The sequence below is a fragment of the Vagococcus sp. 211 genome (assembly GCF_056322705.1).
This window is the reverse complement of the sequence record NZ_CM150475.1, coordinates 2,125,403-2,140,000: the sequence shown is the minus strand read 5'-3', so window position 1 is coordinate 2,140,000 and position 14,598 is coordinate 2,125,403. Positions and strand designations below refer to the sequence as shown.

General features: G+C 48.1%; 1 protein-coding gene, 14 tRNA genes and 8 rRNA genes (1 of these 23 running past the window's edge). All 23 read left to right on the top strand.

Going from position 1 to position 14,598, the window contains the following annotated elements; all coding sequences use genetic code 11:
* A 23S ribosomal RNA gene (locus ACVWM0_RS10240) occupies window positions 1-2,218 on the top strand (it extends 695 nt beyond the left edge of the window).
* Window positions 2,219-2,298: 80 nt separating this feature from the next.
* Window positions 2,299-2,414 (top strand): 5S ribosomal RNA (rrf, locus tag ACVWM0_RS10235).
* Between the two features lie 19 nt (window positions 2,415-2,433).
* Window positions 2,434-2,506, top strand: a tRNA-Val gene (locus ACVWM0_RS10230).
* 9 nt (window positions 2,507-2,515) lie between these two features.
* A tRNA-Lys gene (locus ACVWM0_RS10225) sits at window positions 2,516-2,588 on the top strand.
* A 36-nt stretch (window positions 2,589-2,624) separates the two neighbouring features.
* A tRNA-Thr gene (locus ACVWM0_RS10220) sits at window positions 2,625-2,697 on the top strand.
* Window positions 2,698-2,706: 9 nt separating this feature from the next.
* A tRNA-Gly gene (locus ACVWM0_RS10215) sits at window positions 2,707-2,778 on the top strand.
* 13 nt (window positions 2,779-2,791) lie between these two features.
* Window positions 2,792-2,877, top strand: a tRNA-Leu gene (locus tag ACVWM0_RS10210).
* Window positions 2,878-2,888: 11 nt separating this feature from the next.
* Window positions 2,889-2,962, top strand: a tRNA-Arg gene (locus tag ACVWM0_RS10205).
* Between the two features lie 17 nt (window positions 2,963-2,979).
* Window positions 2,980-3,053 (top strand) — tRNA-Pro (locus tag ACVWM0_RS10200).
* 244 nt (window positions 3,054-3,297) lie between these two features.
* Window positions 3,298-4,855: ribosomal RNA gene (locus tag ACVWM0_RS10195) — 16S ribosomal RNA — on the top strand.
* 240 nt (window positions 4,856-5,095) lie between these two features.
* A 23S ribosomal RNA gene (locus tag ACVWM0_RS10190) occupies window positions 5,096-8,008 on the top strand.
* A gap of 80 nt (window positions 8,009-8,088) precedes the next feature.
* Window positions 8,089-8,204: ribosomal RNA gene (rrf, locus tag ACVWM0_RS10185) — 5S ribosomal RNA — on the top strand.
* 19 nt (window positions 8,205-8,223) lie between these two features.
* Window positions 8,224-8,296 (top strand) — tRNA-Val (locus tag ACVWM0_RS10180).
* A gap of 9 nt (window positions 8,297-8,305) precedes the next feature.
* A tRNA-Lys gene (locus ACVWM0_RS10175) sits at window positions 8,306-8,378 on the top strand.
* A 36-nt stretch (window positions 8,379-8,414) separates the two neighbouring features.
* Window positions 8,415-8,487, top strand: a tRNA-Thr gene (locus tag ACVWM0_RS10170).
* A 9-nt stretch (window positions 8,488-8,496) separates the two neighbouring features.
* Window positions 8,497-8,568, top strand: a tRNA-Gly gene (locus tag ACVWM0_RS10165).
* Between the two features lie 13 nt (window positions 8,569-8,581).
* Window positions 8,582-8,667: transfer RNA gene (locus tag ACVWM0_RS10160), tRNA-Leu, on the top strand.
* A gap of 11 nt (window positions 8,668-8,678) precedes the next feature.
* A tRNA-Arg gene (locus tag ACVWM0_RS10155) sits at window positions 8,679-8,752 on the top strand.
* Between the two features lie 17 nt (window positions 8,753-8,769).
* Window positions 8,770-8,843, top strand: a tRNA-Pro gene (locus tag ACVWM0_RS10150).
* A gap of 244 nt (window positions 8,844-9,087) precedes the next feature.
* Window positions 9,088-10,645 (top strand): 16S ribosomal RNA (locus tag ACVWM0_RS10145).
* A 240-nt stretch (window positions 10,646-10,885) separates the two neighbouring features.
* Window positions 10,886-13,798 (top strand): 23S ribosomal RNA (locus tag ACVWM0_RS10140).
* Between the two features lie 80 nt (window positions 13,799-13,878).
* Window positions 13,879-13,994: ribosomal RNA gene (rrf, locus tag ACVWM0_RS10135) — 5S ribosomal RNA — on the top strand.
* Together the 16S, 23S and 5S rRNA genes with 14 tRNA genes alongside form the textbook arrangement of a ribosomal RNA operon.
* A gap of 144 nt (window positions 13,995-14,138) precedes the next feature.
* Window positions 14,139-14,597: a CtsR family transcriptional regulator gene (locus ACVWM0_RS10130; protein WP_476472525.1), complete on the top strand. Its 459-nt coding sequence runs from the start codon at window positions 14,139-14,141 to the stop codon at window positions 14,595-14,597.
* Window position 14,598 lies beyond the last annotated feature (1 nt).

The window sequence follows — 14,598 nt, the reverse complement described above, 5'->3', positions numbered from 1 at the left end:
GTATGTAGTCGTAGACCCGAAACCATGTGACCTACCCATGTCCAGGTTGAAGGTGTGGTAAAACACACTGGAGGACCGAACCCACGTACGTTGAAAAGTGCGGGGATGAGGTGTGGGTAGCGGAGAAATTCCAAACGAACTTGGAGATAGCTGGTTCTCTCCGAAATAGCTTTAGGGCTAGCCTCGGAATTAAGAATGATGGAGGTAGAGCACTGTTTGGACTAGGGGCCCATCTAGGGTTACCGAATTCAGATAAACTCCGAATGCCATTCATTTATATCCGGGAGTCAGACAGTGAGTGATAAGATCCATTGTCGAAAGGGAAACAGCCCAGACCACCAGCTAAGGTCCCAAAATATATGTTAAGTGGAAAAGGATGTGAGGGTGCACAAACAACTAGGATGTTGGCTCAGAAGCAGCCACCATTTAAAGAGTGCGTAATAGCTCACTAGTCGAGTGCCCTTGCGCCGAAAATGTACCGGGGCTAAACATATTACCGAAGCTGTGGATAGAACCATTAGGTTCTATGGTAGGAGAGCGTTCTAAGGGCGTTGAAGCCAGATCGTGAGGACTGGTGGAGCGCTTAGAAGTGAGAATGCCGGTATGAGTAGCGAAAGACAGGTGAGAATCCTGTCCACCGAATGACTAAGGTTTCCTGGGGAAGGCTCGTCCTCCCAGGGTTAGTCGGGACCTAAGCTGAGGCCGACAGGCGTAGGCGATGGACAACAGGTTGAGATTCCTGTACCCGTTTGATTTGTTTGAACAATGGAGGGACGCAGGAGGTTAAAGGATCGCACTGTTGGATATGTGCGTTCAAGCAACAAGTCTTAGTAAGAGTCAAATGCTTTTACTTTTAAGGACAAGTTGTGATGAGTAGGGAAATATAGTACCGAAGTCCTGATATCACACTGCCAAGAAAATCTTCTAGTTAGAATTAAACGGCCCGTACCGCAAACCGACACAGGTAGTCGAGGAGAGAATCCTAAGGTGAGCGAGAGAACTCTCGTTAAGGAACTCGGCAAAATGACCCCGTAACTTCGGGAGAAGGGGTGCTAAACGCAAGTTTAGCCGCAGTGAATAGGCCCAAGCGACTGTTTATCAAAAACACAGGTCTCTGCAAAATCGAAAGATGACGTATAGGGGCTGACGCCTGCCCGGTGCTGGAAGGTTAAGAGGATGGGTTAGCAATAGCGAAGCTCAGAATTGAAGCCCCAGTAAACGGCGGCCGTAACTATAACGGTCCTAAGGTAGCGAAATTCCTTGTCGGGTAAGTTCCGACCCGCACGAAAGGCGTAACGATTTGGGCACTGTCTCAACGAGAGACTCGGTGAAATTTTAGTACCTGTGAAGATGCAGGTTACCCGCGACAGGACGGAAAGACCCCATGGAGCTTTACTGTAGTTTGATATTGAATGTTTGTGACACATGTACAGGATAGGTAGGAGCCGTAGAGCTCGGAACGCTAGTTTCGAAGGAGGCAATGGTGGGATACTACCCTTGTGTTATGACCATTCTAACCCGCGCCACTTATCGTGGCGGGAGACAGTGTCAGATGGACAGTTTGACTGGGGCGGTCGCCTCCTAAAGAGTAACGGAGGCGCCCAAAGGTTCCCTCAGAATGGTTGGAAATCATTCGTAGAGTGCAAAGGCAGAAGGGAGCTTGACTGCGAGAGCTACAACTCGAGCAGGGACGAAAGTCGGGCTTAGTGATCCGGTGGTTCCGCATGGAAGGGCCATCGCTCAACGGATAAAAGCTACCCTGGGGATAACAGGCTTATCTCCCCCAAGAGTTCACATCGACGGGGAGGTTTGGCACCTCGATGTCGGCTCGTCGCATCCTGGGGCTGTAGTCGGTCCCAAGGGTTGGGCTGTTCGCCCATTAAAGCGGCACGCGAGCTGGGTTCAGAACGTCGTGAGACAGTTCGGTCCCTATCCGTCGCGGGCGTTGGAAATTTGAGAGGAGCTGTCCTTAGTACGAGAGGACCGGGATGGACACACCTCTGGTGTACCAGTTGTTCTGCCAAGGGCATTGCTGGGTAGCTATGTGTGGAAGGGATAAACGCTGAAAGCATCTAAGCGTGAAGCCCCCCTCAAGATGAGATTTCCCATTTCTTTAAGAAAGTAAGACCCCTGAGAGATGATCAGGTAGATAGGCTAGAAGTGGAAGTGCAGTGATGTACGGAGCGGACTAGTACTAATCGGTCGAGGACTTAACCAAGATTTAAGCGGTGGACAATTATGTTGAAAGATAACTTCAAATCCAGTTTTGAGTGAATAATCACTCAGTTATAAAATAAGTGTGGTGTCGATGGCAAGAAGGACACACCTGTAACCATGTCGAACACAGAAGTTAAGCTTCTTAGCGCCGAGGGTAGTGAAGGGTTTCCCTTTGTGAGAGTAGGACGACGCCATGCTATTTATAACTTATATAATGGAGGTTTAGCTCAGCTGGGAGAGCACCTGCCTTACAAGCAGGGGGTCAGCGGTTCGATCCCGTTAACCTCCACTTTATTTAGACTCGTTAGCTCAGTTGGTAGAGCATCTGACTTTTAATCAGAGGGTCACTGGTTCGAGCCCAGTACGGGTCATTATAATATCACCAAAAGGTGATTGAATAAAACTACGCCGGCTTAGCTCAGTTGGTAGAGCATCTGATTTGTAATCAGAGGGTCGAGGGTTCAACTCCTTTAGCCGGCATCGCTTTAAGCGGAAGTAGTTCAGTGGTAGAACACCACCTTGCCAAGGTGGGGGTCGCGGGTTCGAACCCCGTCTTCCGCTTTTTTTAGTTCCAGCCGGGGTGGCGGAACTGGCAGACGCACAGGACTTAAAATCCTGCGGAGAGTGATCTCCGTACCGGTTCGATTCCGGTCCTCGGCATAGAAATAATAGCGCCCATAGCTCAATTGGATAGAGTGTCTGACTACGGATCAGAAGGTTAGGGGTTCGACTCCTCTTGGGCGCGTTTTTTTGATTTTTTTACGGGAAGTAGCTCAGCTTGGTAGAGCACTTGGTTTGGGACCAAGGGGTCGCAGGTTCGAATCCTGTCTTCCCGATTTGAATATATATTCAAATATTCAAAAAATATTCAATCTTTCTATTGACAATAAGTTGATAGCTTGATATAATATAAAAGTTGCTAAGGCGACTTGATTTAGACCTTTGAAAACTGAACAAAGTAAGACGAACCAAATGTGTAGGTGTTTTTACGAAAGTAAAAATAACCAGAATTATTATAGTGAAGAAATATCGCTAGCAAGTTTTAAAATGAGCTAAACATCTTCGGATGTTATCATAACTTTTATTGAGAGTTTGATCCTGGCTCAGGACGAACGCTGGCGGCGTGCCTAATACATGCAAGTCGAACGCAACTATTTTCACCGGAGCTTGCTCCACCGAAGATAGTTGAGTGGCGGACGGGTGAGTAACACGTGGGCAACCTGCCCATCAGAGGGGGATAACACTTGGAAACAGGTGCTAATACCGCATAATTCGTTTTCTCGCATGAGAAGATGATAAAAGACGCTTCGGTGTCACTGATGGATGGGCCCGCGCTGCATTAGTTAGTTGGTGGGGTAATGGCCTACCAAGACCGTGATGCATAGCCGACCTGAGAGGGTGATCGGCCACACTGGGACTGAGACACGGCCCAGACTCCTACGGGAGGCAGCAGTAGGGAATCTTCGGCAATGGACGAAAGTCTGACCGAGCAACGCCGCGTGAGTGAAGAAGGTTTTCGGATCGTAAAACTCTGTTGTTAGAGAAGAACAAGTGGGAGAGTAACTGTTCCCACCTTGACGGTATCTAACCAGAAAGCCACGGCTAACTACGTGCCAGCAGCCGCGGTAATACGTAGGTGGCAAGCGTTGTCCGGATTTATTGGGCGTAAAGCGAGCGCAGGCGGTCTTTTAAGTCTGATGTGAAAGCCCTCGGCTCAACCGAGGAAGGTCATTGGAAACTGGGAGACTTGAGTGCAGAAGAGGAGAGTGGAATTCCATGTGTAGCGGTGAAATGCGTAGATATATGGAGGAACACCAGTGGCGAAGGCGACTCTCTGGTCTGTAACTGACGCTGAGGCTCGAAAGCGTGGGGAGCAAACAGGATTAGATACCCTGGTAGTCCACGCCGTAAACGATGAGTGCTAAGTGTTGGAGGGTTTCCGCCCTTCAGTGCTGCAGTTAACGCATTAAGCACTCCGCCTGGGGAGTACGACCGCAAGGTTGAAACTCAAAGGAATTGACGGGGGCCCGCACAAGCGGTGGAGCATGTGGTTTAATTCGAAGCAACGCGAAGAACCTTACCAGGTCTTGACATCCTTTGACCACTCTAGAGATAGAGCTTTCCCTTCGGGGACAAAGTGACAGGTGGTGCATGGTTGTCGTCAGCTCGTGTCGTGAGATGTTGGGTTAAGTCCCGCAACGAGCGCAACCCTTATTGTTAGTTGCCATCATTCAGTTGGGCACTCTAGCGAGACTGCCGGTGATAAACCGGAGGAAGGTGGGGATGACGTCAAATCATCATGCCCCTTATGACCTGGGCTACACACGTGCTACAATGGACAGTACAATGAGTTGCGAGACCGCGAGGTTTAGCTAATCTCTTAAAGCTGTTCTCAGTTCGGATTGTAGGCTGCAACTCGCCTACATGAAGCCGGAATCGCTAGTAATCGTGGATCAGCATGCCACGGTGAATACGTTCCCGGGCCTTGTACACACCGCCCGTCACACCACGAGAGTTTGTAACACCCAAAGTCGGTGAGGTAACCTTCGGGAGCCAGCCGCCTAAGGTGGGATAGATGATTGGGGTGAAGTCGTAACAAGGTAGCCGTATCGGAAGGTGCGGCTGGATCACCTCCTTTCTAAGGAATATTACGGAAACACATTGGCCGTTACTTACTTTGTTCAGTTTTGAGAGGTCTACTCTCAAACGATTTGTTCATTGAAAACTGGATAGTTGAAGTTAGACATCAACATAAACCGAGAACACCGCGTTGAACAGTTGTTTTTTAAAAACTACTGTGAAATGTGTCGATAGATTAGATATCGCTATCTAACTATTGATAAAAATTAGTAATACAATCTAACCGTAGGTTAGAAAAGGTTAAGTGAATAAGGGCGCACGGTGGATGCCTTGGCACTAGAAGCCGATGAAGGACGGGACTAACACCGATATGCTTTGGGGAGCTGTAAGTAAGCTATGATCCAGAGATTTCCGAATGGGGGAACCCAGCATCTTTAATAGGATGTTACTTTCAAGTGAATACATAGCTTGTTAGAGGTAGACGCAGAGAACTGAAACATCTAAGTACCTGCAGGAAGAGAAAGAAAAATCGATTTCCTTAGTAGCGGCGAGCGAAACGGAAACAGCCCAAACCAACAAGCTTGCTTGTTGGGGTTGTAGGACTCAGCTGTGGTAGCTGTTGTGAATAGTCGAATCGACCTGGAAAGGTCAGCCGAAGAGGGTAAAAGCCCTGTAGACGAAATTGACAACACACCTATGAGTATCCTGAGTACGGCGGAACACGAGAAATTCCGTCGGAATCCGGGAGGACCATCTCCCAAGGCTAAATACTCTCTAGTGACCGATAGTGAACCAGTACCGTGAGGGAAAGGTGAAAAGCACCCCGGAAGGGGAGTGAAATAGAACCTGAAACCGTGTGCCTACAAGAAGTCAAAGCCCGTTAATGGGTGATGGCGTGCCTTTTGCAGAATGAACCGGCGAGTTACGATTGCATGCGAGGTTAAGCTGAAGAAGCGGAGCCGTAGCGAAAGCGAGTCTGAATAGGGCGAATTAGTATGTAGTCGTAGACCCGAAACCATGTGACCTACCCATGTCCAGGTTGAAGGTGTGGTAAAACACACTGGAGGACCGAACCCACGTACGTTGAAAAGTGCGGGGATGAGGTGTGGGTAGCGGAGAAATTCCAAACGAACTTGGAGATAGCTGGTTCTCTCCGAAATAGCTTTAGGGCTAGCCTCGGAATTAAGAATGATGGAGGTAGAGCACTGTTTGGACTAGGGGCCCATCTAGGGTTACCGAATTCAGATAAACTCCGAATGCCATTCATTTATATCCGGGAGTCAGACAGTGAGTGATAAGATCCATTGTCGAAAGGGAAACAGCCCAGACCACCAGCTAAGGTCCCAAAATATATGTTAAGTGGAAAAGGATGTGAGGGTGCACAAACAACTAGGATGTTGGCTCAGAAGCAGCCACCATTTAAAGAGTGCGTAATAGCTCACTAGTCGAGTGCCCTTGCGCCGAAAATGTACCGGGGCTAAACATATTACCGAAGCTGTGGATAGAACCATTAGGTTCTATGGTAGGAGAGCGTTCTAAGGGCGTTGAAGCCAGATCGTGAGGACTGGTGGAGCGCTTAGAAGTGAGAATGCCGGTATGAGTAGCGAAAGACAGGTGAGAATCCTGTCCACCGAATGACTAAGGTTTCCTGGGGAAGGCTCGTCCTCCCAGGGTTAGTCGGGACCTAAGCTGAGGCCGACAGGCGTAGGCGATGGACAACAGGTTGAGATTCCTGTACCCGTTTGATTTGTTTGAACAATGGAGGGACGCAGGAGGTTAAAGGATCGCACTGTTGGATATGTGCGTTCAAGCAACAAGTCTTAGTAAGAGTCAAATGCTTTTACTTTTAAGGACAAGTTGTGATGAGTAGGGAAATATAGTACCGAAGTCCTGATATCACACTGCCAAGAAAATCTTCTAGTTAGAATTAAACGGCCCGTACCGCAAACCGACACAGGTAGTCGAGGAGAGAATCCTAAGGTGAGCGAGAGAACTCTCGTTAAGGAACTCGGCAAAATGACCCCGTAACTTCGGGAGAAGGGGTGCTAAACGCAAGTTTAGCCGCAGTGAATAGGCCCAAGCGACTGTTTATCAAAAACACAGGTCTCTGCAAAATCGAAAGATGACGTATAGGGGCTGACGCCTGCCCGGTGCTGGAAGGTTAAGAGGATGGGTTAGCAATAGCGAAGCTCAGAATTGAAGCCCCAGTAAACGGCGGCCGTAACTATAACGGTCCTAAGGTAGCGAAATTCCTTGTCGGGTAAGTTCCGACCCGCACGAAAGGCGTAACGATTTGGGCACTGTCTCAACGAGAGACTCGGTGAAATTTTAGTACCTGTGAAGATGCAGGTTACCCGCGACAGGACGGAAAGACCCCATGGAGCTTTACTGTAGTTTGATATTGAATGTTTGTGACACATGTACAGGATAGGTAGGAGCCGTAGAGCTCGGAACGCTAGTTTCGAAGGAGGCAATGGTGGGATACTACCCTTGTGTTATGACCATTCTAACCCGCGCCACTTATCGTGGCGGGAGACAGTGTCAGATGGACAGTTTGACTGGGGCGGTCGCCTCCTAAAGAGTAACGGAGGCGCCCAAAGGTTCCCTCAGAATGGTTGGAAATCATTCGTAGAGTGCAAAGGCAGAAGGGAGCTTGACTGCGAGAGCTACAACTCGAGCAGGGACGAAAGTCGGGCTTAGTGATCCGGTGGTTCCGCATGGAAGGGCCATCGCTCAACGGATAAAAGCTACCCTGGGGATAACAGGCTTATCTCCCCCAAGAGTTCACATCGACGGGGAGGTTTGGCACCTCGATGTCGGCTCGTCGCATCCTGGGGCTGTAGTCGGTCCCAAGGGTTGGGCTGTTCGCCCATTAAAGCGGCACGCGAGCTGGGTTCAGAACGTCGTGAGACAGTTCGGTCCCTATCCGTCGCGGGCGTTGGAAATTTGAGAGGAGCTGTCCTTAGTACGAGAGGACCGGGATGGACACACCTCTGGTGTACCAGTTGTTCTGCCAAGGGCATTGCTGGGTAGCTATGTGTGGAAGGGATAAACGCTGAAAGCATCTAAGCGTGAAGCCCCCCTCAAGATGAGATTTCCCATTTCTTTAAGAAAGTAAGACCCCTGAGAGATGATCAGGTAGATAGGCTAGAAGTGGAAGTGCAGTGATGTACGGAGCGGACTAGTACTAATCGGTCGAGGACTTAACCAAGATTTAAGCGGTGGACAATTATGTTGAAAGATAACTTCAAATCCAGTTTTGAGTGAATAATCACTCAGTTATAAAATAAGTGTGGTGTCGATGGCAAGAAGGACACACCTGTAACCATGTCGAACACAGAAGTTAAGCTTCTTAGCGCCGAGGGTAGTGAAGGGTTTCCCTTTGTGAGAGTAGGACGACGCCATGCTATTTATAACTTATATAATGGAGGTTTAGCTCAGCTGGGAGAGCACCTGCCTTACAAGCAGGGGGTCAGCGGTTCGATCCCGTTAACCTCCACTTTATTTAGACTCGTTAGCTCAGTTGGTAGAGCATCTGACTTTTAATCAGAGGGTCACTGGTTCGAGCCCAGTACGGGTCATTATAATATCACCAAAAGGTGATTGAATAAAACTACGCCGGCTTAGCTCAGTTGGTAGAGCATCTGATTTGTAATCAGAGGGTCGAGGGTTCAACTCCTTTAGCCGGCATCGCTTTAAGCGGAAGTAGTTCAGTGGTAGAACACCACCTTGCCAAGGTGGGGGTCGCGGGTTCGAACCCCGTCTTCCGCTTTTTTTAGTTCCAGCCGGGGTGGCGGAACTGGCAGACGCACAGGACTTAAAATCCTGCGGAGAGTGATCTCCGTACCGGTTCGATTCCGGTCCTCGGCATAGAAATAATAGCGCCCATAGCTCAATTGGATAGAGTGTCTGACTACGGATCAGAAGGTTAGGGGTTCGACTCCTCTTGGGCGCGTTTTTTTGATTTTTTTACGGGAAGTAGCTCAGCTTGGTAGAGCACTTGGTTTGGGACCAAGGGGTCGCAGGTTCGAATCCTGTCTTCCCGATTTGAATATATATTCAAATATTCAAAAAATATTCAATCTTTCTATTGACAATAAGTTGATAGCTTGATATAATATAAAAGTTGCTAAGGCGACTTGATTTAGACCTTTGAAAACTGAACAAAGTAAGACGAACCAAATGTGTAGGTGTTTTTACGAAAGTAAAAATAACCAGAATTATTATAGTGAAGAAATATCGCTAGCAAGTTTTAAAATGAGCTAAACATCTTCGGATGTTATCATAACTTTTATTGAGAGTTTGATCCTGGCTCAGGACGAACGCTGGCGGCGTGCCTAATACATGCAAGTCGAACGCAACTATTTTCACCGGAGCTTGCTCCACCGAAGATAGTTGAGTGGCGGACGGGTGAGTAACACGTGGGCAACCTGCCCATCAGAGGGGGATAACACTTGGAAACAGGTGCTAATACCGCATAATTCGTTTTCTCGCATGAGAAGATGATAAAAGACGCTTCGGTGTCACTGATGGATGGGCCCGCGCTGCATTAGTTAGTTGGTGGGGTAATGGCCTACCAAGACCGTGATGCATAGCCGACCTGAGAGGGTGATCGGCCACACTGGGACTGAGACACGGCCCAGACTCCTACGGGAGGCAGCAGTAGGGAATCTTCGGCAATGGACGAAAGTCTGACCGAGCAACGCCGCGTGAGTGAAGAAGGTTTTCGGATCGTAAAACTCTGTTGTTAGAGAAGAACAAGTGGGAGAGTAACTGTTCCCACCTTGACGGTATCTAACCAGAAAGCCACGGCTAACTACGTGCCAGCAGCCGCGGTAATACGTAGGTGGCAAGCGTTGTCCGGATTTATTGGGCGTAAAGCGAGCGCAGGCGGTCTTTTAAGTCTGATGTGAAAGCCCTCGGCTCAACCGAGGAAGGTCATTGGAAACTGGGAGACTTGAGTGCAGAAGAGGAGAGTGGAATTCCATGTGTAGCGGTGAAATGCGTAGATATATGGAGGAACACCAGTGGCGAAGGCGACTCTCTGGTCTGTAACTGACGCTGAGGCTCGAAAGCGTGGGGAGCAAACAGGATTAGATACCCTGGTAGTCCACGCCGTAAACGATGAGTGCTAAGTGTTGGAGGGTTTCCGCCCTTCAGTGCTGCAGTTAACGCATTAAGCACTCCGCCTGGGGAGTACGACCGCAAGGTTGAAACTCAAAGGAATTGACGGGGGCCCGCACAAGCGGTGGAGCATGTGGTTTAATTCGAAGCAACGCGAAGAACCTTACCAGGTCTTGACATCCTTTGACCACTCTAGAGATAGAGCTTTCCCTTCGGGGACAAAGTGACAGGTGGTGCATGGTTGTCGTCAGCTCGTGTCGTGAGATGTTGGGTTAAGTCCCGCAACGAGCGCAACCCTTATTGTTAGTTGCCATCATTCAGTTGGGCACTCTAGCGAGACTGCCGGTGATAAACCGGAGGAAGGTGGGGATGACGTCAAATCATCATGCCCCTTATGACCTGGGCTACACACGTGCTACAATGGACAGTACAATGAGTTGCGAGACCGCGAGGTTTAGCTAATCTCTTAAAGCTGTTCTCAGTTCGGATTGTAGGCTGCAACTCGCCTACATGAAGCCGGAATCGCTAGTAATCGTGGATCAGCATGCCACGGTGAATACGTTCCCGGGCCTTGTACACACCGCCCGTCACACCACGAGAGTTTGTAACACCCAAAGTCGGTGAGGTAACCTTCGGGAGCCAGCCGCCTAAGGTGGGATAGATGATTGGGGTGAAGTCGTAACAAGGTAGCCGTATCGGAAGGTGCGGCTGGATCACCTCCTTTCTAAGGAATATTACGGAAACACATTGGCCGTTACTTACTTTGTTCAGTTTTGAGAGGTCTACTCTCAAACGATTTGTTCATTGAAAACTGGATAGTTGAAGTTAGACATCAACATAAACCGAGAACACCGCGTTGAACAGTTGTTTTTTAAAAACTACTGTGAAATGTGTCGATAGATTAGATATCGCTATCTAACTATTGATAAAAATTAGTAATACAATCTAACCGTAGGTTAGAAAAGGTTAAGTGAATAAGGGCGCACGGTGGATGCCTTGGCACTAGAAGCCGATGAAGGACGGGACTAACACCGATATGCTTTGGGGAGCTGTAAGTAAGCTATGATCCAGAGATTTCCGAATGGGGGAACCCAGCATCTTTAATAGGATGTTACTTTCAAGTGAATACATAGCTTGTTAGAGGTAGACGCAGAGAACTGAAACATCTAAGTACCTGCAGGAAGAGAAAGAAAAATCGATTTCCTTAGTAGCGGCGAGCGAAACGGAAACAGCCCAAACCAACAAGCTTGCTTGTTGGGGTTGTAGGACTCAGCTGTGGTAGCTGTTGTGAATAGTCGAATCGACCTGGAAAGGTCAGCCGAAGAGGGTAAAAGCCCTGTAGACGAAATTGACAACACACCTATGAGTATCCTGAGTACGGCGGAACACGAGAAATTCCGTCGGAATCCGGGAGGACCATCTCCCAAGGCTAAATACTCTCTAGTGACCGATAGTGAACCAGTACCGTGAGGGAAAGGTGAAAAGCACCCCGGAAGGGGAGTGAAATAGAACCTGAAACCGTGTGCCTACAAGAAGTCAAAGCCCGTTAATGGGTGATGGCGTGCCTTTTGCAGAATGAACCGGCGAGTTACGATTGCATGCGAGGTTAAGCTGAAGAAGCGGAGCCGTAGCGAAAGCGAGTCTGAATAGGGCGAATTAGTATGTAGTCGTAGACCCGAAACCATGTGACCTACCCATGTCCAGGTTGAAGGTGTGGTAAAACACACTGGAGGACCGAACCCACGTACGTTGAAAAGTGCGGGGATGAGGTGTGGGTAGCGGAGAAATTCCAAACGAACTTGGAGATAGCTGGTTCTCTCCGAAATAGCTTTAGGGCTAGCCTCGGAATTAAGAATGATGGAGGTAGAGCACTGTTTGGACTAGGGGCCCATCTAGGGTTACCGAATTCAGATAAACTCCGAATGCCATTCATTTATATCCGGGAGTCAGACAGTGAGTGATAAGATCCATTGTCGAAAGGGAAACAGCCCAGACCACCAGCTAAGGTCCCAAAATATATGTTAAGTGGAAAAGGATGTGAGGGTGCACAAACAACTAGGATGTTGGCTCAGAAGCAGCCACCATTTAAAGAGTGCGTAATAGCTCACTAGTCGAGTGCCCTTGCGCCGAAAATGTACCGGGGCTAAACATATTACCGAAGCTGTGGATAGAACCATTAGGTTCTATGGTAGGAGAGCGTTCTAAGGGCGTTGAAGCCAGATCGTGAGGACTGGTGGAGCGCTTAGAAGTGAGAATGCCGGTATGAGTAGCGAAAGACAGGTGAGAATCCTGTCCACCGAATGACTAAGGTTTCCTGGGGAAGGCTCGTCCTCCCAGGGTTAGTCGGGACCTAAGCTGAGGCCGACAGGCGTAGGCGATGGACAACAGGTTGAGATTCCTGTACCCGTTTGATTTGTTTGAACAATGGAGGGACGCAGGAGGTTAAAGGATCGCACTGTTGGATATGTGCGTTCAAGCAACAAGTCTTAGTAAGAGTCAAATGCTTTTACTTTTAAGGACAAGTTGTGATGAGTAGGGAAATATAGTACCGAAGTCCTGATATCACACTGCCAAGAAAATCTTCTAGTTAGAATTAAACGGCCCGTACCGCAAACCGACACAGGTAGTCGAGGAGAGAATCCTAAGGTGAGCGAGAGAACTCTCGTTAAGGAACTCGGCAAAATGACCCCGTAACTTCGGGAGAAGGGGTGCTAAACGCAAGTTTAGCCGCAGTGAATAGGCCCAAGCGACTGTTTATCAAAAACACAGGTCTCTGCAAAATCGAAAGATGACGTATAGGGGCTGACGCCTGCCCGGTGCTGGAAGGTTAAGAGGATGGGTTAGCAATAGCGAAGCTCAGAATTGAAGCCCCAGTAAACGGCGGCCGTAACTATAACGGTCCTAAGGTAGCGAAATTCCTTGTCGGGTAAGTTCCGACCCGCACGAAAGGCGTAACGATTTGGGCACTGTCTCAACGAGAGACTCGGTGAAATTTTAGTACCTGTGAAGATGCAGGTTACCCGCGACAGGACGGAAAGACCCCATGGAGCTTTACTGTAGTTTGATATTGAATGTTTGTGACACATGTACAGGATAGGTAGGAGCCGTAGAGCTCGGAACGCTAGTTTCGAAGGAGGCAATGGTGGGATACTACCCTTGTGTTATGACCATTCTAACCCGCGCCACTTATCGTGGCGGGAGACAGTGTCAGATGGACAGTTTGACTGGGGCGGTCGCCTCCTAAAGAGTAACGGAGGCGCCCAAAGGTTCCCTCAGAATGGTTGGAAATCATTCGTAGAGTGCAAAGGCAGAAGGGAGCTTGACTGCGAGAGCTACAACTCGAGCAGGGACGAAAGTCGGGCTTAGTGATCCGGTGGTTCCGCATGGAAGGGCCATCGCTCAACGGATAAAAGCTACCCTGGGGATAACAGGCTTATCTCCCCCAAGAGTTCACATCGACGGGGAGGTTTGGCACCTCGATGTCGGCTCGTCGCATCCTGGGGCTGTAGTCGGTCCCAAGGGTTGGGCTGTTCGCCCATTAAAGCGGCACGCGAGCTGGGTTCAGAACGTCGTGAGACAGTTCGGTCCCTATCCGTCGCGGGCGTTGGAAATTTGAGAGGAGCTGTCCTTAGTACGAGAGGACCGGGATGGACACACCTCTGGTGTACCAGTTGTTCTGCCAAGGGCATTGCTGGGTAGCTATGTGTGGAAGGGATAAACGCTGAAAGCATCTAAGCGTGAAGCCCCCCTCAAGATGAGATTTCCCATTTCTTTAAGAAAGTAAGACCCCTGAGAGATGATCAGGTAGATAGGCTAGAAGTGGAAGTGCAGTGATGTACGGAGCGGACTAGTACTAATCGGTCGAGGACTTAACCAAGATTTAAGCGGTGGACAATTATGTTGAAAGATAACTTCAAATCCAGTTTTGAGTGAATAATCACTCAGTTATAAAATAAGTGTGGTGTCGATGGCAAGAAGGACACACCTGTAACCATGTCGAACACAGAAGTTAAGCTTCTTAGCGCCGAGGGTAGTGAAGGGTTTCCCTTTGTGAGAGTAGGACGACGCCATGCTATGTATAACGTACAAAAAGGTAAGGAATTCTCCTTACCTTTTTATTTTTGTTTAAAAATAAAGCTTATAAACGAATCACTGTATAAATAGTGATTTTTTTTGTATAATAAAGGTCAGAGTTAGTCAATGAAGGTGGTGTTCAAATGAGTAATAGAAATATGTCGGATAGTATTGAAAAATATTTGAAAGAGATATTAGAGGTTCATGAGCAAATTGAAATAAGACGCTCTGAGATGGCTGACTTATTTGATTGTGTTCCTTCCCAAATTAATTATGTTATTAATACACGATTTACCTTACCTAAAGGTTATAAAGTTGAAAGTAAACGTGGCGGTGGAGGCTATATCAGAATTGTAAAAATTGATTTATTACAGCATAGTGACTATCTTTACCAAATAGGTGATAGAATAGATTCTAATCTTACAGAAGGCGAGGCTATTGCCATTTTAGATCAGTTGATGCAAGAAAATTTATTAACACAAAAAGAAAAAGAATTGATAAGTTCGATGTTGACAAGTAAATCATTATTATTAACAGAAAACAGTCATCAGTTGAGAGCAGAATTAATGTTTGATTTATTAAATCGATTAGCTTATGAGTAGG

Excerpts from the sequence above, each read along its gene's own strand:
- ACVWM0_RS10130 (WP_476472525.1), top strand. The coding sequence starts at position 14,139 with ATGAGTAATAGAAATATGTCGGATAGTATTGAAAAATATTTGAAAGAG.